General features: G+C 70.8%; 13 protein-coding genes. 11 read left to right on the top strand and 2 right to left on the bottom strand.

Annotated elements, in window-relative coordinates; genetic code table 11:
• Positions 1-166: 166 nt before the first annotated feature.
• A complete protein-coding gene (locus G6045_RS12690; RefSeq protein WP_165332007.1) occupies positions 167-568 on the top strand; it encodes an Rv3654c family TadE-like protein in 402 nt (133 codons plus the stop codon).
• Between the two features lie 397 nt (positions 569-965).
• Here G6045_RS12690 and G6045_RS12685 read toward each other — a convergent pair whose 3' ends face one another.
• On the bottom strand, positions 966-3,443 hold the full coding sequence (locus tag G6045_RS12685; protein WP_165332006.1) for a DEAD/DEAH box helicase: 2,478 nt from the start codon (positions 3,441-3,443) through the stop codon (positions 966-968).
• 79 nt (positions 3,444-3,522) lie between these two features.
• Between G6045_RS12685 and bldG the strand changes: the two genes are divergently transcribed.
• The 5 genes from bldG (at position 3,523) to G6045_RS12660 (ending at position 9,531) form a co-directional block, all read left to right on the top strand.
• A complete protein-coding gene (gene bldG / locus G6045_RS12680; RefSeq protein WP_003975386.1) occupies positions 3,523-3,864 on the top strand; it encodes an anti-sigma factor antagonist BldG in 342 nt (113 codons plus the stop codon).
• A 107-nt stretch (positions 3,865-3,971) separates the two neighbouring features.
• Positions 3,972-4,409, top strand: coding sequence for an ATP-binding protein (locus tag G6045_RS12675; RefSeq protein ID WP_165332005.1), 438 nt, complete (start codon positions 3,972-3,974; stop codon positions 4,407-4,409).
• A 304-nt stretch (positions 4,410-4,713) separates the two neighbouring features.
• Positions 4,714-7,116, top strand: coding sequence for a sodium-translocating pyrophosphatase (locus G6045_RS12670; RefSeq protein ID WP_165332004.1), 2,403 nt, complete (start codon positions 4,714-4,716; stop codon positions 7,114-7,116).
• A gap of 197 nt (positions 7,117-7,313) precedes the next feature.
• Positions 7,314-7,889, top strand: coding sequence for a small secreted protein (locus tag G6045_RS12665; RefSeq protein ID WP_328707744.1), 576 nt, complete (start codon positions 7,314-7,316; stop codon positions 7,887-7,889).
• Positions 7,890-8,025: 136 nt separating this feature from the next.
• Positions 8,026-9,531 (top strand): DUF7059 domain-containing protein, encoded by a 1,506-nt coding sequence (locus tag G6045_RS12660; RefSeq protein ID WP_456243473.1) that lies wholly within the window; start codon positions 8,026-8,028, stop codon positions 9,529-9,531.
• 43 nt (positions 9,532-9,574) lie between these two features.
• Here the strand turns inward: G6045_RS12660 and G6045_RS12655 are convergent, their stop codons facing one another.
• Positions 9,575-10,024: a MarR family winged helix-turn-helix transcriptional regulator gene (locus G6045_RS12655; RefSeq protein WP_165332001.1), complete on the bottom strand. Its 450-nt coding sequence runs from the start codon at positions 10,022-10,024 to the stop codon at positions 9,575-9,577.
• 153 nt (positions 10,025-10,177) lie between these two features.
• Between G6045_RS12655 and G6045_RS12650 the strand changes: the two genes are divergently transcribed.
• From G6045_RS12650 to G6045_RS12630, 5 genes are all read left to right on the top strand, one after another.
• Positions 10,178-11,629 carry an MFS transporter gene (locus G6045_RS12650; RefSeq protein WP_165332000.1) on the top strand — a complete coding sequence of 484 codons (1,452 nt, stop codon included), beginning with the start codon at positions 10,178-10,180 and terminating at the stop codon, positions 11,627-11,629.
• A gap of 110 nt (positions 11,630-11,739) precedes the next feature.
• A complete protein-coding gene (locus tag G6045_RS12645; protein ID WP_165331999.1) occupies positions 11,740-11,937 on the top strand; it encodes a hypothetical protein in 198 nt (65 codons plus the stop codon).
• A gap of 317 nt (positions 11,938-12,254) precedes the next feature.
• A complete protein-coding gene (topA, locus tag G6045_RS12640; RefSeq protein WP_165331998.1) occupies positions 12,255-15,095 on the top strand; it encodes a type I DNA topoisomerase in 2,841 nt (946 codons plus the stop codon).
• 107 nt (positions 15,096-15,202) lie between these two features.
• Positions 15,203-18,388 carry a dTMP kinase gene (gene tmk, locus G6045_RS12635; RefSeq protein ID WP_165331997.1) on the top strand — a complete coding sequence of 1,062 codons (3,186 nt, stop codon included), beginning with the start codon at positions 15,203-15,205 and terminating at the stop codon, positions 18,386-18,388.
• A gap of 95 nt (positions 18,389-18,483) precedes the next feature.
• A complete protein-coding gene (locus G6045_RS12630; RefSeq protein WP_165331996.1) occupies positions 18,484-19,689 on the top strand; it encodes a DNA polymerase III subunit delta' in 1,206 nt (401 codons plus the stop codon).
• Positions 19,690-19,701 lie beyond the last annotated feature (12 nt).

Below are 19,701 nucleotides of genomic sequence, written 5' to 3'. Positions count from 1 at the left end.
GGGGCGGGGAGGTCGACTGCTTCGGCAGACGGGTGCTGGAGCGCCTGCGCAGACTGGAGGGCCTGCGCAGATACGGGAGTTGGGGCTGGGGGCGCGTGGTCAGAGGGTCGGCGTGGGTGCCCGCCGGTGCCAGACCGGGTTGGGTGCCCGTGGGCGCTCAACCGCGGTGGGTGCTCGCGGGCGGCTCGGGGCGCGTGCGCGGGACGATCAGGGTTCGGCGACCGTATGGGTGGTCGGGCTGATCGGCGCGCTGTGTCTCATCCTTGCCGGCCTGCTGCTCATGGCCCAGGCCATGGTCGCGCGCCATCGGGCGGGCGCGGCGGCGGACTTGGCGGCGCTCGCGGCCGCGGACCACGCCCTGCGGGGGCAGGAGGACGCGTGTGCGGGAGCAGGGCGGGTGGCACGGGCACAGGGCACGGACGTGGTGCGGTGCGCGGTGCGGGGCGAGATCGCGGACGTGACAGTACGAGCACGGTCGGGACCCATGTCGTCGGCGGTGCGCTCGCGGGCGGGGCCGCCGGCGCCTGAGGTGGGGGCGAGCGTCGGGAGTTCAGGGGCTGCGCCCTGAGGTGGGCGGAGTGCGTGAGCCAGGCTCTGAGGCGGACGGGGGCGAAGGCAGGCCCTGAGGTGGGTGCGGAAGCCAGGCGCTGAAGTGGGCAGCCGTACGAGGAGGTGGGCGGGTGCGGAACCCAGGCGCTGAGACGGTAGCCAGGCGCTGATCTGGGCGGGCACGGAACTTAGGCGCTGAGGCGGAACCCAGACGCTGGGTTGGTCCGGGGTGCGGAAGTCGGGCGCTGGGCTGGTCCGGGTGCGGAATCCGGGCGTTGAGGCCGCGGTCAGCGCCTGCGCGCGAGGCAGGAGTTTGCCCGTTGCTCCTGCGGGGCCTCGGGTGATCGCCTCGCGCGAGGCCAGGCCCGTTGCTCCCGCGGAGCCTCGGGTGACCTTTCCGGTAGCGGCAGGGGCCGCTACTCCTCCGGAGCCCCCCGTAGCAGCTCCGTGAGCAATCGCACCGCGCCCCGTTTGTGCAGCGGATCGTTGCCGTTGCCGCACTTGGGGGACTGGACGCACGACGGGCAGCCGGCCTCGCACTCGCAGGAGGCGATCGCGGCTCGCGTGGCCGTCAGCCAGGAGCGGGCGGTGTGGAAGGCGCGTTCCGCGAAGCCCGCGCCGCCCGGGTGACCGTCGTAGACGAAGACGGTCGGCAGGAGCGTGTCCGGGTGCAGCGGCACCGAGACACCGCCGATGTCCCACCGGTCGCAGGTGGCGAACAGCGGGAGCATCCCGATCGAGGCGTGCTCGGCGGCGTGCAGGGCGCCGCCGAGGATCTCGGGGTTGATCCGGGCGGCATCGAGCTGGTCCTCGGTGACCGTCCACCACACGGCACGCGTACGCAGGGTGCGCGGCGGAAGGTCCAGCTTCTGCTCACCGAGTACCTCGCCGGTGATGAGCCGGCGGCGCAGAAAGGAGACGACCTGGTTGGTGACTTCGACGGAGCCGTAGCAGAGGCGGCCGTCCCCCCAGGGCACCGAGACGTCGGTGTCCAGGACGGAGATGGCCGTGGTGTCCCGGGCGGTCGTGGAGTAGGACGGGTTGGCCTCCTGGACGAGGGCGACCGACTCGTCGAGGTCGAGCTCCTTCACCAGGTACGTACGGCCTTGGTGGAGGTGGACCGCGCCCTCGTGGACCGCAGTATGGGCGGCCGAGGCGTCCACGGTGCCGAGCAGCCGTCCGGTGCCCGCCTCGACGACCTGGACGGGGCTGCCGCCCTCGCCCCGGATGTCGGTGAGGTCGGCGGCGCGTTCGCGGCGGGTCCAGTGCCATGCCTTCGTACGGCGGCGAAGGAGGCCGGCCGACTCCAGCTGCGGCAGCAGCTCCGGCACGGTCGGCCCGAACAAGGCGAAATCCCCCTCCGTCAACGGCAGTTCGGAAGCTGCCGCGCACAAGTGAGGAGCGAGTACATACGGGTTGTCGGGGTCCAGGACCGTAGATTCGACCGGCTGATGGAAGAGCGCCTCGGGGTGGTGCACGAGAAAGGTGTCCAAGGGGTCGTCCCGGGCGACCAGGACGGCCAGCGCACCCTGCCCCGCGCGCCCGGCCCGCCCTGCCTGCTGCCACAGCGAGGCGCGGGTGCCCGGATAGCCGGCGATCACCACCGCGTCCAGGCCCGAGATGTCGACGCCGAGCTCCAGGGCGGTGGTCGCGGCGAGGCCGAGGAGTTCGCCGGAGTGCAGGGCGCGTTCCAGCGCGCGGCGTTCGTGCGGCAGGTAGCCGCCGCGGTACGCGGCGACGCGCCCGACGAGCGAGCGGTCGATCTCGGCCAGGCGTTCCTGGGCGATCACGGAGACCAGCTCGGCGCCGCGCCGGGACCGTACGAAGGCGATCGAGCGTCGGCCCTGGAGCGTCAGGTCGGTCAGCAGGTCGGCGGTCTCGGCCGTGGCCGTGCGGCGGACGGGTGCGCCCTTCTCGCCGTGGAGCTCGGTGAGCGGCGGCTCCCACAGGGCGAAGACCAGCTCGCCGCGGGGCGAGGCGTCGTCGGCGACCTCCTTGACCGGGAGGCCGGTGAGGCGCTCGGCCGCTATGGAGGGGTCGGCCGCGGTGGCGGAGGCGAGCAGGAAGACGGGGTCCGAGCCGTAGCGGGCGCACAAGCGGCGCAGGCGCCTAAGGACTTGGGCGACATGGGAGCCGAAGACGCCTCGGTAGGTGTGGCACTCGTCGATGACGACATAGCGCAGGGCGCGCAGGAAGGAGGACCAGCGGGGGTGGGAGGGGAGTATCCCGCGGTGCAGCATGTCCGGATTGGTCAGGGCGTAGTTGGCGTACTGACGTACCCATTCGCGTTCCTCGACGGGGGTGTCCCCGTCGTAGACCGCGGGCCGGACGGCGTGGCCGAGGGGCGCGGCCAGTTCCTTGACCGCGCGGCACTGGTCGGCCGCGAGGGCCTTCGTCGGGGCGAGGTACAGCGCCGTCGCGCCGCGGCCGTTGGGTGCCTCGGAGCCGTCGAGGAGGGCGGACAGGACCGGCATCAGATAGGCCAGGGACTTGCCCGAGGCCGTACCGGTGGCGACGACCACGGATTCGCCGTCCAGAGCGTGTTCGGCGGCGAGTGCCTGGTGGGCCCAGGGGTGATCGATTCCGGCCGAGTTCAGTGCGGCGATCACTTCCGGCCGGATACGGTCCGGCCAAAGAGCATGACGGCCCGCACGCGGGGGCAAGTGCTCCGTATGAGTGAGGCGCGCGGACCGGCTCTCCCCCGAGGCGAGCCGGTCGAGCACCGTGCGCGGAGAAGGCCGCCCGGAGGGCCCCGTAGCGGGCGGCTCCTGGCGGTCGTCGCTGCGCCGGTCGGGGCGGTGATTCGTGGCCATCGGCACCGAGTGTGTCACTGGCGTGACGGACAATGCTCCCAAGGCGTCGTGCTCGCCCGCCCGTAAGTGATTGAATGCCATCGCGGCTGGCGTTCCGCCCCAGTCCTGCAAGCCAGGAGACCAGGGGGCGACTGCCCGATAGCAAGGTGCTGGAGGATCCGTGGACCTGTCCCTGTCGACCCGTACCGTCGGCGATCGTACGGTCGTCGAGGTCGGTGGCGAAATCGATGTGTATACCGCGCCCAAGCTGCGCGAGCAGCTGGTCGAGCTGGTGAACGACGGCAGTTTCCACCTTGTCGTCGACATGGAGGGCGTGGACTTCCTCGACTCCACCGGACTCGGCGTGTTGGTGGGTGGTCTGAAGCGAGTGCGCGCCCATGAGGGTTCGCTGCGCCTGGTGTGCAACCAGGAGCGCATCCTGAAGATCTTCCGTATCACCGGTCTGACCAAGGTGTTCCCGATTCACACCTCGGTCGAGGAGGCGGTGGCGGCCACCGACTGACGGCTGCATCCCGGGCCGCCAAGGCCCGGTGCGGAGGGAGCCGGGGGCACCGGGCCGTCCAGGCCCGGCCCCCCGACAGCACGTAGGAACGTAACGGAGGGGGATTGATGGCCACCGTTGAACTCCGCTTCAGCGCGCTGCCCGAGCACGTCAGGACCGCCCGTCTGGTGGCGGCCGCGGTCGCGCGCAGGGCCGGGGTGGACGAGGCCGTGCTCGACGAGGTGCGCCTCGCGGTCGGCGAGGCCTGCACCCGTGCCGTAGGGCTGCATCAAAGTCATGAGGTCTCGGCGCCGGTGAAGGTGGTGCTCATCGAGGAGGAGAAGAGTTTCTCCATCGAGGTGGGCGACGAAGCGCCGCACACGGTGACGGTCGAGGACTCCTCGCCCGAAGCGGTCGCGGCGGATCCGGACGCCGATGCCGACGAGGACGAGATGGGTCTCGCGGTCATCAGCGGCCTCGTCGACGACGTCGAGGTGACCACCGGCGCGTCCGGCGGTCAGATCAGGATGAGCTGGCCGGTGAGCGTGGCCCCGGTGCTCGGCTGAGCCCGACCCGACCCGCCCCGACCCGTAAGAACCTACTGAAGGGCCCTGCTGAGCAGGGCCCTTCAGTTTTTTTCCGCACCAGAATTACCGAGCACTGTTGATCTTCAGTGATCGCATTTCCGCCCCGACGATCAAGAGTCAACGCTTTTGATCCATTACCTCTTTCGAGCTCAATCCTGTGACGCGATCATTTGCTGAGGAGCAAGTGAAGGCCAATTACGTTTGTCGCGCACTGTTTTGATCAGGATCGGCTCCCTACAATCCGTCCACATCTTGAGCTCAGCACAGGCGTCAAGGAGGACGAATGGCGGGGCTTTCTACCCCTCATCAGTTTGATCACCCCACAACCTTCGCAGCCGCAGTACTGACCGACGACAACCGACTGATCGTCATGGTCATCGGGATCGTCGCGCTTGCCGCGCTCGTCGTAGCCGGCGTACTCGTACGCCAAGTCCTCGCCGCCGGCGAGGGCACCGACAGCATGAAGAAGATCGCAAAGGCGATCCAGGAAGGTGCGAACGCGTATCTGGCACGGCAGTTGAGGACGCTCGGCCTTTTCGCCGTGATCGTTTTCTTTCTGCTCATGCTGCTGCCCGCGGACGACTGGAATCAGCGCGCCGGCCGTTCCGTCTTCTTCCTGATCGGTGCGCTCTTCTCCGCCGCCACGGGCTATATCGGCATGTGGCTGGCCGTACGCGCGAATGTGCGTGTGGCCGCGGCAGCCCGTGAGGCGGACCCCGCGGAAGGCGAACCGGCCGCGGATCTGACGGCCGTCAAGCACAAGGCCATGAAGATCGCTTTCCGTACGGGCGGCGTCGTCGGCATGTTCACTGTGGGGCTCGGTCTCCTCGGCGCAGCATGTGTGGTTCTCGTCTATGCGGCGGACGCGCCCAAGGTGCTCGAAGGCTTCGGCCTGGGTGCCGCGCTGATCGCGATGTTCATGCGTGTCGGCGGCGGCATCTTCACCAAGGCCGCCGACGTCGGTGCCGACCTGGTCGGCAAGGTCGAGCAGGGCATCCCCGAGGACGACCCCCGTAACGCCGCGACCATCGCGGACAACGTGGGCGACAACGTCGGCGACTGCGCCGGCATGGCGGCCGACCTCTTCGAGTCGTACGCCGTGACGCTGGTCGCCGCGCTGATCCTCGGCAAGGCGGCCTTCGGTGACGCGGGTCTGGCCTTCCCGCTGATCGTTCCGGCGATCGGTGTGGTCACGGCGATGATCGGCATCTTCGCGGTGGCGCCCCGGCGCTCCGACCGCAGCGGGATGTCGGCCATCAACCGCGGGTTCTTCATCTCCGCGGTGATCTCCCTCGCTCTGGTGGCGGCAGCCGTCTACGTCTATCTGCCCGCCACGTACGCGGAGTTGAAGGGTGTCACCGACGCGGCGATCAGCGCCAAGAGCGGCGATCCGCGGATTCTCGCGGTGGTCGCGGTCGCGATCGGCATCCTGCTGGCCGCACTCATCCAGCAGCTCACCGGGTACTTCACCGAGACCACCCGGCGTCCCGTCAAGGACATCGGCAAGACCTCGCTGACCGGTCCGGCCACCGTCATCCTGGCCGGTATCTCCATCGGGCTCGAATCCGCCGTATACACCGCGCTGTTGATCGGGCTCAGTGTGTACGGGGCGTTCCTGCTCGGCGGTGCGTCGATCATGCTCGCGCTGTTCGCGGTGGCTCTGGCCGGTACCGGTCTGCTCACCACGGTCGGCGTGATCGTGGCGATGGACACCTTCGGTCCGGTCTCCGACAACGCGCAGGGCATCGCCGAGATGTCCGGCGACGTCGAGGGCGCGGGCGCCCAGGTCCTCACCGACCTGGACGCGGTGGGCAACACCACCAAGGCCATCACCAAGGGCATCGCCATCGCCACCGCCGTACTGGCGGCGGCGGCGCTCTTCGGCTCGTATCGCGACGCCATCGCGACCGCGGCCGCGGACGTCGGCGAGAAACTCGGCGACGGCGCTCCGATGAACCTGGTCATGGACATCTCGCAGCCCAACAACCTGGTGGGCCTGATCCTCGGTGCCGCGGTCGTGTTCCTCTTCTCGGGGCTCGCGATCAACGCGGTGTCGCGGTCGGCCGGCGCGGTGGTCTACGAGGTGCGGCGGCAGTTCCGCGAGCACCCCGGGATCATGGACTACTCGGAGGAGCCCGAGTACGGCAAGGTCGTCGACATCTGCACCAAGGACGCCCTGCGCGAGCTCACCACTCCCGGTCTGCTCGCCGTGCTGACCCCGATCGCGGTCGGCTTCACGCTCGGGGTCGGCGCGCTCGGCTCGTTCCTCGCGGGTGCGATCGGCACCGGCACCCTGATGGCGGTCTTCCTCGCCAACTCCGGTGGTGCGTGGGACAACGCCAAGAAGCTCGTCGAGGACGGCCATCACGGCGGCAAGGGCTCCGAGGCCCATGCCGCGACCGTCATCGGCGACACCGTGGGCGACCCGTTCAAGGACACCGCGGGTCCGGCGATCAACCCCCTGCTGAAGGTGATGAACCTCGTCGCGCTGCTGATCGCGCCCGCGGTCGTCCAGTTCAGCTACGGGGACGACGCCAGCGCGGGCATCCGCGCGGGCATCGCGGTGGCCGCGATCCTGGTCATCGTCGGGGCGGTCTACATCTCCAAGCGGCGCGGTATCGCCGTGGGTGACGAAGACAACTCCGGCCGGGTCGCCAAGTCGGCCGACCCGGCGGTCGTTTCCTAGCTGCCGGGTCGTACCTGCTCAACAGGTGGGCGGGCGGCGCACTTTGATGCGCCGTCCGCCCCTTTTTTGTTTCCGTGACTCTCATCTCCCTTGGTGCAAATGGCTGCAATAGCGGATATACGGGACCCATGGCGCGGGTATACCGCCCGGTTGGCGTGTAAGTTCCGGGGCCGAGAGCCATGGAAGGGACCAATCCGGTGAACAAGAAGCTCGCAGCCGCGCTGTCCGGCGGTGCGGTACTCGTAATGGCGCTGTCGGGATGCAGCAGTGACGACGGCAACAAGGAGCTCGACAACTGGGCCAAGTCGCTGTGCGGCCAGATCAAGCCGCAGCTCGAGAAGAGCGTGAAGGCCCAGCAGGCCATCATCGCCACGGCCGCGGACGGCAACCGGGAAGAGATCAAGAAGGTCGACTCGGCCTCCTTCCAGGCCAGCGCGGACGCGTACACCGCGATCGCCGCGGCGCTCGCGAAGGCGGGCCCGCCGCCGGTCGACGACGGCAAGAAGATCCAGGCGGACACCGTCAAGGAGCTCGAGAAGGCCTCGAAGGCGTACGAGGACCTCAAGAAGCAGAGCGACAAGATGGACGCCAAGGACGATTCGCCGGAGGGCGTGAAGAAGTTCTCCGACGACCTCAAGACGATCGCGGACGAGCTCGGCAAGATCCAGGACGAGGGCGCGGACGCGCTGGAGTCCCTGACGGAGGGCGAGGTCGGCGAGGCCATCGCCAAGCAGCCCGACTGCAAGGTGGAGTCGGCCTCCCCGTCCAGCTGACGCGAAGGCTCCCCGTCAGCTGGCCGGCGCTCCCGTCCAGCTGAACGCATGCCGCATGCAAGCGGCCCGGTACGCGACGCGTGCCGGGCCGTTTCGCTGTGCGGCGCCACACCGCCGCGGCGGGGACAATGGACGGGTGAGTACGACGAAGCCCTTGCCCTCGACCGACCGCGCGGGCGCAGCCCGGCTGCGCGCAGCGCTCCTCGCCGCCGACTTCACGGCCGACGGACTGCTCGATCTGCTCGGCGCCCCCGCGTACGCCGCGCTGGCCCGCAGCGAGACCGTGCCCGCGGTACGCGCGACGCGCGGCGACGGCGCCCTGGAGACGCTCGTACGCCTCTTCCTGCTCCAGGACGCCCTGCCGCACGACCGGGTGGCGAAGGCGCTGCCGCTCGAACAGGCCGTCGCGCAGGGCTGGTTGACCGACGACGGCGAGCAGGTGCGGGCCACCGTCGACGTACGGCCCTACGGCGGACCCGGCGGCGAGGACTGGTTCATCGTGTCCGACCTCGGGTGCGCGGTCGGTGGGGCGGGCGGGATCGGCAGCAAGGACGAGGGTGTGGTGCTCGGCGTCGGCGGCGCCTCCACCACGCTCGCCGGCATCACCGTGCGCCGCCCGTTGGACAGCGCGCTCGACCTCGGCACCGGCTCCGGCATCCAGGCGCTGCACGCCGCTCAGCACGCCACCCGCGTCACCGCCACCGACCTCAACCCCCGTGCGCTGCGCATCACCGCGCTCACGCTCGCGCTCTCGGACGCCCCCGAGGCCGACCTGCGCGAGGGGTCGCTCTTCGAACCGGTCGCGGACGAGACGTACGACCTGATCGTCTCCAACCCGCCGTTCGTCATCTCGCCCGGTGCCCGCCTGACGTACCGCGACGGCGGGATGGGCGGGGACGATCTGTGCCGCACGCTCGTGCAGCAGGCGGGGGAGCGGCTGAACGAGGGCGGATACGCACAGTTCCTCGCCAACTGGCAGCACGTGGAGGGGGAGGACTGGACCGAGCGGCTGCGCTCCTGGGTGCCACGCGGCTGCGATGCGTGGATCGTGCAGCGCGAGGTGCAGGACATCACGCAGTACGCGGAGTTGTGGCTGCGCGACGCGGGAGACCACCGCAGCGATCCGGCCGCGTACGCGGCGCGCTATGACGCGTGGCTCGACGAGTTCGAGGCCCGTAAGACCAAGGCCGTCGGCTTCGGGTGGATCACGCTGCGCAAGAACGCGGAGGCCGCGCAGCCGTCGGTCACCGTCGAGGAGTGGCCGCACCCCGTCGAGCAGCCGCTCGGCGAGGTCGTCGAGGCGCACTTCACGCGGCTCGACCATCTGCGCGCGCATGACGACGCGGCGCTGCTCGCCGGGCACTTCCGGCTCGCCGAGGGTGTCGTACAGGAGCAGGTCGGGCTGCCGGGCGCCGAGGATCCCGAGCATGTCGTGCTTCGCCAGCACCGCGGGATGCGCCGGGCCACGAAGGTCGACACCATCGGCGCGGGCTTCGCAGGGGTCTGTGACGGCTCGATGAGCGCGGGCCGGATCCTGGACGCGATCGCCCAACTGGTGGGCGAGGACCCGGTGTTGCTGCGGGACCGTACGCCGGCGCAGATCCGGATGCTCGTGGAGCAGGGGTTCCTGGAGCCGGCGTAGGGGCGCGGGTTCGTGGAGCCGGCCTGACCCGGAGGGGAGCGGTTCAGCGCGGCCAGGGCTGGCCGCTGAGCCGCTCCACGCTCGTGTTGAACCGCTGCAAGTAGCGGGCGAAGGTCTCCACGTCGTTCGCCGACCAGTCCTCGAAGACCTGGTCGAGCTCCCCCACACGGGTGTCGCGCTCGCCGTCCACCTCGCGCTCGCCCTCGGGGGTGAGCCGGAACTTGCGCGCCATCCCGCCGTCGGGGTCCGGGATCCGCCGCAGCAGCCCGGCCCGTACGGCGTGCGCGGTCTGCCGGTTGACCGTGGAGGCGTCGAGCTGGAAGGCCTCGCTCAGCTCGCCGATCGACATCGGCCCCTGGATCCGGATCCGGCTGAGCATGACGTACGCACTGCGCTCGAGGCGGCCCTGCTCCTTGCGCAGCTTGGCGCTGCTCACCTGGTGCCGCCCGAGCACCATGTGCTCGAACTCGACCAGATGCGACGGCTTGTCCATGTACGTACGTCCTCCTGGGGGCGACCGTATCGCACACCGGGCGTCGATGTGCGTCATGCACATCGTGTGTACGATGCACATCGTTGCCCAAGGAACCCATCCGTGGGCCATCGAGGCCGCAGCGCCGCAGGAAGAACGCACCGAGGAGCGCCCATGGACACCCCCCAGCCCAGCGCACGGCCGGGCGGCATAGTCGCCACGCTCGCGCTCGCCGGAACCGTGGCGGCGGTCATGCAGACCCTGGTCACGCCGCTGATCGCGGAGATGCCCGAGCTCCTGGACACGACCCCGTCGAACGCGGCATGGGTGATCACGGTGACGCTGCTCGTGGCCGCCGTGTGCGTACCGATCTCGGGCCGGCTCGGCGACCTCGTGGGCAAGCGCCGGATGCTTCTCGTCTGCTCCGTACCGCTGATCGCGGGCTCGGTGGTGTGCGCGCTGTCGTCCTCGGTGCTGCCGATGATCGTCGGCCGTGGACTGCAGGGCATGGGAATGGGCATGGTGCCGCTCGGGATCGCGCTCCTGCGCGACGTCGTACCGGCGGAGAAGCTCAGCGGTTCCATCGCCCTGGTCAGCGCGTCCATGGGGATCGGCGGCGCGATCGGTCTGCCGATCGCCGCGGCCGTCGCCCAGTACGCCGACTGGCGTGCGCTGTTCTGGGGTTCGGCCGTGCTCGCCCTGCTCATCGGCGTACTGATCTACGTGGTGGTGCCGGACGCGCCGGCCGGTGCGCAGGGGCAGCGCTTCGACCTGCCCGGGGCGTTCGGTCTCGCCGTCGGCCTCGTCTCCCTGCTGCTCGCGGTCTCCAAGGGGGCCGACTGGGGCTGGAGTTCGGGCACCACGCTCGGTCTGTTCGCGCTCGCCGTCGTGGCGCTGCTCACCTGGGGCCTGTGGGAACTGCGCACCCGCGACCCGCTGATCGACCTGCGCACCACGGCCCGGCCCCGCGTCCTGCTCACCAACGTGGCCTCGATCCTGGTGGGCGTCGGCATGTACTCGTTCATGCTGATCGCGCCGCAGTTGCTGCAGTTCCCCGAGGCCACCGGCTACGGGCTCGGTCAGTCGATGCTGGCGGCCGGTCTGTATCTGGCGCCCGGCGGCGTGATGATGATGCTGATCTCACCGCTCGGCGGGAAGCTGATCAATGCCCGCGGGCCCAAGTCCGCGCTGATCTGCGGTGCGTTGGTGATCTTCGTGGGGTACGGTCTCGCGCTGCCGCTGATGGGTTCGGCCTGGGGTCTGATGGTCGTCGGCATCGTGGTCAGCAGCGGAGTGGCCCTCGCGTACGGGGCGATGCCCGCCCTGATCATGAGCGCCGTACCGCTCTCCGAGACCGCGGCCGCCAACGGGTTCAACGCGCTGATGCGCTCGCTCGGCACCACCATCGGCTCCGCCGTGACCGGCGTGGTCCTCGCGCAGATGACCATCACCGTCGGCGGCAGGACCCTCGCCTCGGAGGACGGCTTCCGCGTGGGCCTGCTGATCGGCTGCGCCGTGGCCCTGCTGTCCGCGCTCGTGGCACTCACGATCCCCGCGATCCGCCCCGCCGGCGAGGGCGCGCAGGACGAGCAGGGCCTGGCCGAGAAGTCCCCGGCCCGAGCCTGAACCGCGCCGCGCCGGGCGTTCACCCGGGGTTCGCGCGGACGATGCCCGTACGTGGCCGACGCCTGCCAGCCTGCCGCACCAAGGGGAATCGGTGGGGGAGGAGCGCAGCCATGGAGAGTGGACCGGCGATCTTCGCGGGCGCGGTGTTCGCGCTGTTCGGAGCGGGCCTGCTGACGTGGACCGTGGCCCGCGTCGCGCATGGCCGGCCCGTCGCCGAGGGCGCACGCCCGGTGATGTCGGCCACGCTCACCACCCTCGTCGCGGCCGGTGCGCTGGCGCTCGGTGCGTGGTGCTTCCTGCGTAGCTGAGCTACGCCCCCGGGATGCGCGGCCGGTCCTCGTACGGGAAGGAAACTGGCCAATCCGGGAGAGAAGGCTCCGGTACCCGGGAAAGGCCAGGTCGGGAGTCCGGGCGGCAGGAAGGGCGGGAGTCGGGTTACCGTTCGAGTGGCTGCTGCGGGCTTTCCCCGTTTGACACGGGGGCGGGCTGTACCGTCACACTCCGCAGCGTCACCGTATAAACGCATAGGGCGGCGCCGTGGGAATGTCAGCGGCAACGCCGTATGAAGGCATACGGAACGCAGCACGTGTCAGCCACCGAGCGTCGACCGGAGAGAAGAGCCACGTTGTCCCCGACCAGCGAAGCCGCACAGGGCGGCCGCCGACTCGTCATTGTCGAGTCCCCTGCCAAGGCGAAGACCATCAAGGGCTACCTCGGCCCGGGGTATGTCGTCGAGGCGAGCGTCGGGCACATCCGCGACCTGCCGAACGGCGCCGCCGAGGTGCCGGAGAAGTACACCGGCGAGGTGCGCCGCCTCGGTGTGGATGTGAACAACGACTTCCAGCCGATCTATGTCGTCAACGCCGACAAGAAGGCCCAGGTCAAGAAGCTCAAGGACCTCCTGAAGGATTCCGACGAACTCTTCCTGGCCACCGATGAGGACCGCGAGGGCGAAGCCATCGCGTGGCACCTCCTCGAGGTCCTTAAGCCCAAGGTCCCGGTCAAGCGCATGGTGTTCCACGAGATCACCAAGGCCGCGATCCAGGCGGCCGTCGCCAGCCCCCGCGAGCTCAACAAGCGGATGGTCGACGCCCAGGAGACCCGCCGTATCCTCGACCGCCTCTACGGCTACGAGGTCTCGCCGGTCCTGTGGAAGAAGGTCATGCCGCGGCTGTCGGCGGGCCGTGTGCAGTCCGTCGCGACCCGGCTCGTCGTCGAGCGTGAGCGTGAGCGCATCGCGTTCCGCTCCGCCGAGTACTGGGACCTGACGGGCACGTTCGGCACCGGCCGTACCGGTGACGCGTCCGACCCCTCGCAGCTGGTCGCCCGTCTGAACACGGTCGACGGCAAGCGCGTCGCGCAGGGCCGTGACTTCGACTCGCTCGGCCAGATCAAGGGCGCCAACACCCTTCACCTCGACGAGCAGAACGCCCGGGCGCTCGCCGCGGCCCTGGAGAACGCCCAGTTCTCGGTCCGCTCGGTCGAGTCCAAGCCGTACCGCCGCTCGCCGTACGCGCCGTTCCGCACCACAACCCTTCAGCAGGAGGCCTCGCGCAAGCTGGGCTTCGGTGCGAAGGCCACGATGCAGGTCGCGCAGAAGCTGTACGAGAACGGCTTCATCACCTATATGCGTACGGACTCCACGACGCTGTCCGACACGGCGGTCTCCGCCGCCCGCACCCAGGTCACGCAGCTGTACGGAGCCGACTACCTGCCGGACAAGCCGCGCACGTACGCCGGGAAGGTCAAGAACGCGCAGGAGGCGCACGAGGCGATCCGTCCCTCGGGCGACCGCTTCCGCACCCCGGCCGAGACCGGTCTGACCGGTGACCAGTTCCGTCTGTACGAACTGATCTGGAAGCGCACCGTCGCCTCCCAGATGAAGGACGCGGTCGGCAACTCCGTCACCGTCAAGATCGGTGGCACCGCATCCGACGGCCGCGACGCCGAGTTCAGCGCCTCCGGCAAGACGATCACCTTCCACGGCTTCATGAAGGCGTACGTGGAGGGCGCGGACGACCCGAACGCCGAGCTCGACGACCGTGAGCGCCGGCTCCCGCAGGTCACCCAGGGCGACCCGCTCACCGCCGACGACATGTCCGTGGACGGCCATGCGACCAAGCCGCCGGCCCGCTACACCGAGGCCTCGCTCGTCAAGGAGCTCGAAGAGCGCGAGATCGGCCGCCCGTCGACGTACGCGTCGATCATCGGCACGATCCTCGACCGCGGCTATGTGTTCAAGAAGGGCACGGCGCTCGTGCCGTCCTTCCTGAGCTTCGCCGTGGTCAACCTGCTCGAGAAGCACTTCGGGCGGCTCGTGGACTACAGCTTCACGGCCAAGATGGAGGACGACCTCGACCGGATCGCGCGCGGCGAGGCACAGGCCGTGCCGTGGCTGCGGCGCTTCTACTTCGGTGAGGGCGACGCGGCGGCGGGTGCGGCGTCGGACGCGGGCAACGGTGACGGCGACCACCTCGGTGGTCTGAAGGAGCTCGTGACCGACCTGGGTGCGATCGACGCCCGGGAGATCTCGTCCTTCTCCGTCGGCAACGACATCAAGCTGCGCGTCGGGCGCTACGGCCCGTACGTCGAGCGCGGCGAGAAGGACTCCGAGGGCCACCAGCGCGCGGACGTCCCCGACGACCTCGCGCCCGACGAGCTGACCGTCGAGCTCGCCGAGGAGCTGCTCGCCAAGCCGAGCGGTGACTTCGCGCTCGGTACGGACCCGGTGACCGGCCGCGAGATCATCGCGAGGGACGGGCGCTACGGCCCGTACGTCACCGAGATCCTGCCCGAGGGCACGCCCAAGACCGGCAAGAACGCGGTGAAGCCGCGGACGGCCTCGCTGTTCAAGACGATGTCCCTCGACACCGTGACGCTCGACGACGCGCTCGCGCTGATGTCGCTGCCGCGGGTGGTCGGTGCGGACGCCGAAGGTGTGGAGATCACCGCGCAGAACGGGCGCTACGGCCCGTATCTGAAGAAGGGCACGGACTCCAGGTCCCTGGAGAACGAGGAGCAGCTCTTCTCGATCACGCTCGACGAGGCGCTCGCGATCTACGCCCAGCCGAAGGCGCGGGGGCGCGCTGCCGCGAAGCCGCCGCTGAAGGAGCTGGGTGAGGACCCGGTCTCCGGGAAGCCGGTGGTCGTCAAGGACGGGCGCTTCGGTGCGTACGTGACGGACGGCGAGACGAACGCGACGCTGCGGGCGGCGGACTCCGTGGAGGAGATCACGCCGGAGCGCGGGTTCGAGCTGCTTGCCGAGAAGCGGGCGAAGGGGCCGGCGAAGAAGGTCGCCAAGAAGGCGGCGAAGAAGGCTCCGGCGAAGAAGGCTCCGGCGAAGAAGACGGCGGCCAAGAAGACCGCCGCCAAGAAGACCACGGCTTCGGCCGCGAAGAAGGCTCCGGCCAAGAAGACGGCCGCGGCCGTGAAGAAGGCTGCGGCGTCGGCTCCGGCCGAGGACTGAGTTCCGGTACGCGACAGCGGTCCGCCCCCTCCCGTACGACGGTGAGGGGGCGGACCTTTGTTCGGGAGGGGGCACGGGGAGTCAAGCCGTCCGGATAGGCTGGGCGGATGACCCGAGACGACTCCGATGCCGCCCTGGTCGCCGACTCCCGAGAGCGTGCCGTCCGTGCGCTGCTGCGTCATCCCCCGCTGAAGCGCCTGTGGAGCGCGCAGTTCGTGGGCGGGATCGGGGATGCGCTCGCGCTGCTCGTTCTCGTCCTGCTCGGGGTGCAGGCGGCTCTCGCCGAGCAGTCCTTCGGCGGTGGTTATCGCGGAGTCGCCTTCGCCGTCACCGCCGTTTTCGGCGCCCGGATCCTTGCGACGCTGATCTTCGGCGCCGTGCTGCTCGGCCCGCTGACCGCGCTCACCGCGGCGGGATCAAAGGGGAGCGCAGCGACTTCGAACAAGGGTGGTGGCGGGCGACGGGAGGGCGGGCCGCTCGACCGCCGCTGGACCATGATCGTGGCGGACGGTCTGCGGGCCGCGCTCCTGATCATCGCGCCGCTGTGGATCGACTGGACCCCGGACAGTGCGCTCGCCGTGCTGCTCGTGACCGGGTTCGTGATCGGGGTCGCCGAGCGGCTGTGGACCGTCGCCCGCGAGAGCGCCGCACCCGCGCTGCTGCCCGCGCCGCCCCTGGAGGGCGCGACGGTACGCCCGCTGCCGGATCACACCGAAGCGCTGCGGCGCCTGTCGCTGCGTACGGGCTTCATCGCGCTGCCCGTCGGCGCGCTGGTGCTGATCGCCGCCACGCTGATCGGGAATCTGCTCGGCGCCGGAGTCATCTGGTTCGAGCAGCACCAGGCCGCGCTCGCCTCGTATGTCGCGGCGGGTCTCTTCGCCGCCTCGCTGTCCGTCGTCTACTTCCTCGAACTGCCCGACAGCCAGACCCCGCGCGCCCGTTCCCCGCTCGAGGGGCTGCGCCGGCCGAAGACCGGCAGCGGCGTCGACAAGGGACGTACGGGTGCCATCCCGCTGCTCGTCCTCGCGTGCGCGTCCGTCGCCGCGGCGATCGCGGCCGCCGTTTCCGTGGTCGTGCTGCACGCGATCGACCTGGGCGGCGGGCCGGTGCTCTTCGGGATCTTCGCGTTCGCGCTGACCGCGGGCACCGTCCTCGGCATCCGGATCGCGCCCTCGGTGCTGCCCGCCCTGTCGCGGCGCCGGCTCCTTGCGCTCGCGATCGCGGTGGCCGGGATCGCGCTGCTCGCCGCCGGTCTCGTACCGGATCAGACCACCGTTCTGCTGCTGCTCGGCCTTGCGGGGACCGCGGCCGGGGTCGCGGCGAACACCGGGCACGCGCTGCTCGACCTGGAGGTCGAGGACTTCCGGCGGACCCGTACGACCGAGCATCTGCAGGCCGTCGTCCGGGTCTCGGTCGCGCTGGCCGCGATCGTCGCGCCCGTGCTCGCCGGGCTGATCGGGGAACACCGTCTGGAGAACGGCAAGTTCGTCTTCGCGCACGGTGGTGCCGCCTTCCTGCTGATGCTGGCGGGTGCTTTGCTGCTGCCCGTGGCCGCTCTTGTACTGGCGAAGACCGACGACCGTTCCGGCGTTCCGCTGCGCCGCGATCTCACCGATGCGCTGCGCGGCGCCGAGCCGGCCCAGGCGCCGGCCGCCACCGGGTTCTTCATCGCGCTCGAAGGCGGTGACGGCGCGGGCAAGTCCACGCAGGCCGACGCGCTCGCCGAGTGGATCCGCTCCAAGGGGCACGAGGTCGTGCTCACGCGTGAGCCGGGCGCGACGCCGGTCGGCAAGCGGCTGCGCTCGATCCTGCTCGACGTGTCATCGGCCGGGCTCTCGCATCGCGCGGAGGCCCTGCTCTACGCGGCCGACCGCGCCGAGCACGTGGATACGGTCGTCCGTCCCGCCCTCGAACGGGGCGCGGTGGTCATCAGCGACCGTTACATCGACTCGTCCGTGGCCTACCAGGGCGCCGGACGTGACCTGTCCCCGACGGAGATCGCCCGCATTTCGCGCTGGGCGACCGACGGGCTCGTACCGCATCTGACCGTGCTGCTCGACGTCTCGCCGGAGGCCGCGCGCGAGCGCTTCACCGAGGCGCCGGACCGGCTCGAATCGGAGCCGGCCGAGTTCCACGCGCGGGTACGGACCGGATTCCTGACGCTGGCCTCCGCCGACCCCGGGCGCTATCTCGTGGTCGACGCGGCCCAGGAGCCCGAGGCCGTCACCACCGTCGTACGCCACCGTCTCGACCAGCTGCTGCCGCTCTCCGACGCGGAGAAGAAGGCGCAGGAAGAGGCGCGCAAGGCGGCCGAGGAGGAGGCGCGGCGGCGCGCCGAGGAAGAGGCCGCGCGCAAGGCCGAGGAGGAGCGCCTGGAGCGCGAGCGCCAGGAGCAGCTGGCCCGCCTTCGCGCCGAGGAAGAGGAGCGCAAGCGCCGCGAGCTGGAGGAGGCGCGGCGCCGCGAGGAGGAGCGGCAGGCCGAGGAGGCGCGCGCACGCGCCGAGGAAGCCCGCCGGCTCGCCGAGGAGGAGCGCCGCAGGCGTGAGGCCGAGGAGCAGCTGCGGGCCGCGGAGGAGGAGCGCCGCCGGCGCCAGGCCGCCGAGGAGCAGCGGCTGCGGGACGAGGCCGAGGAGCGGCGCCTCGACAAGCAGCGCAAGGCGGAAGAGGCGCTGTTGAAGGCGGAGGAAGCACGGCGGGCCGCGGCCGCCGCCTCGTCAGCGGCGGCAGCGGCCGCCATGCCCGACGCGGAGACCACTGTGCCGACGCCGATCGTGAAGGGTACGGAGGAGACCACGGTCTCCACGCCGATCCCCGCGCCCGGGCAGTCACCGTCGCAGTCGCAGTCGCCGTCGACGCCGCCTGCCGATGAGACGGCCGTCCTTCCGCCCGTACGGGAGGACTCGGCCCCCGAGCAGCAGGCGAAGGCGCCCGCGGTGAGCCCGGCCGAGGAGACCGCCGTGCTGCCGAAGCCGGGTGCGGCCGATGAGACCGCGGTGATTCCTCCGGTACGTGAGGACGCGCCCGCGCCCCGCGACGCCCGGTCCCAGGGCGACGCCCGGTCCCAGGGCCCGGCCGACCGGGTCCCGCCGGGCCTGTTCCGCGACGAGCGGCCGGCCGGCGGCGGCGAGGACCGTACGCGGGAGCTTCCGCAGGTCGACGAGACGGGCACGCCACGGCGCCGCCCGCGCTCGGACTGGGCGGAGGAGACCCCGCTGGACGATCTGCCTTCGTTGGCGGACGAGTTGCTCGGCGATCACGATGAGGACGAAGGCGGGCGGGGTCGGCGGCGCTGACCTGACGGGACTGTCAGTGCCCTGCCCCACAATGGACGGGCAGGGCACAGGCACCGGAGCACTCGGGCCCGGCAAGAAATGAAGGGCGGCACCCCATGCCCGTATGGGACGACCTGGTGGGTCAGGACCGGGTCAGCGCGCAGCTGGAGGCTGCCGCGCGGGATGCCGACGCGTATGTGACGGCGGCGGCCGCAAGGACCGAGCTGCCGTCGAGTTCGAAGATGACGCACGCGTGGCTGTTCACCGGGCCGCCCGGCTCGGGACGCTCCACCGCGGCGCGCGCCTTCGGCGCGGCGCTGCAGTGCGTGAGCCCGGACCGCGCGCTCGGCGGCACACCGGGCTGCGGGTTCTGCGACGGCTGCCACACGGCCCTGGTCGGTACGCACGCGGATGTGGAGGTGGTCCGCACCGATCTGCTGAGCATCGGCGTCAAGGAGACCCGCGACCTCGTCCGCCGCGCCCAGATGTCCCCGGCCGGCGGCCGCTGGCAGGTCATCGTCCTCGAGGACGCCGACCGGCTCACCGAAGGCGCCGGCAATGTGCTGCTCAAGGCCGTCGAGGAGCCCGCTCCGCGCACGGTCTGGCTGCTGTGCGCGCCCTCGCTCGAAGATGTGCTGCCCACGATCCGCTCCCGCTGCCGCCACCTCACCCTGCGCACCCCGCCGGTGTCCGCGGTCGCCGACATCCTCGTCCGGCGTGACGGCATCGAACCGCCCGTCGCGGCCGCCGTCGCCCAGGCCACGCAGGGGCATATCGGCCGGGCGCGCCGGCTCGCGACCGATCCGCGGGCGCGTGAGCGGCGGGCCGCCGTGCTCAAGCTGCCGCTGCGGGTCGCCGACATCGGCGGCTGCCTCAAGGCCGCCCAGGAGCTGATCGATTCGGCCGGCGACGATGCCAAGCAGCTCGCCGAGGAAGTCGACACCAAGGAGACCGAGGACCTCAAGGCGGCGCTCGGCGGCGGCCAGGGCGGGCGGATGCCGCGCGGCACCGCGGGCGTGATGAAGGATCTGGAGGACCGGCAGAAGCGCCGGCGTACGCGGACGCAGCGCGACACCCTCGACCTCGCGCTCACCGACCTCACGGGCTTCTACCGGGATGTGCTCGCCCTGCAGTTGGGCTCCCAGGTGGCCCTCTCCAACGTCGATCAGCGCGACCATCTGGAGCGCCTGGCCCGCTCCTCCTCACCGGAGGCGACCCTGCGCCGGATCGAGGCGATCTCGGCCTGCCGCGAGGCCCTGGAGCGCAATGTGGCACCGCTGCTCGCGGTGGAGGCGATGACGATGGCGCTGCGGGCGGGCTGAGGGCTTCACTCG

The organism is Streptomyces mesophilus (assembly GCF_011044995.1).
Taxonomy (GTDB): domain Bacteria; phylum Actinomycetota; class Actinomycetes; order Streptomycetales; family Streptomycetaceae; genus Streptomyces; species Streptomyces mesophilus.
The sequence above is the reverse complement of the archived record's forward strand: the minus strand, read 5'-3'. Positions and strand labels throughout refer to the sequence as shown.

Excerpts from the sequence above, each read along its gene's own strand:
- G6045_RS12685 (WP_165332006.1), bottom strand. The coding sequence starts at position 3,443 with ATGGCATTCAATCACTTACGGGCGGGCGAGCACGACGCCTTGGGAGCA.
- G6045_RS12675 (WP_165332005.1), top strand. The coding sequence starts at position 3,972 with ATGGCCACCGTTGAACTCCGCTTCAGCGCGCTGCCCGAGCACGTCAGG.
- G6045_RS12670 (WP_165332004.1), top strand. The coding sequence starts at position 4,714 with ATGGCGGGGCTTTCTACCCCTCATCAGTTTGATCACCCCACAACCTTC.
- G6045_RS12655 (WP_165332001.1), bottom strand. The coding sequence starts at position 10,024 with ATGGACAAGCCGTCGCATCTGGTCGAGTTCGAGCACATGGTGCTCGGG.
- G6045_RS12650 (WP_165332000.1), top strand. The coding sequence starts at position 10,178 with ATGGACACCCCCCAGCCCAGCGCACGGCCGGGCGGCATAGTCGCCACG.
- G6045_RS12645 (WP_165331999.1), top strand. The coding sequence starts at position 11,740 with ATGGAGAGTGGACCGGCGATCTTCGCGGGCGCGGTGTTCGCGCTGTTC.
- tmk (WP_165331997.1), top strand. The coding sequence starts at position 15,203 with ATGACCCGAGACGACTCCGATGCCGCCCTGGTCGCCGACTCCCGAGAG.
- G6045_RS12630 (WP_165331996.1), top strand. The coding sequence starts at position 18,484 with ATGCCCGTATGGGACGACCTGGTGGGTCAGGACCGGGTCAGCGCGCAG.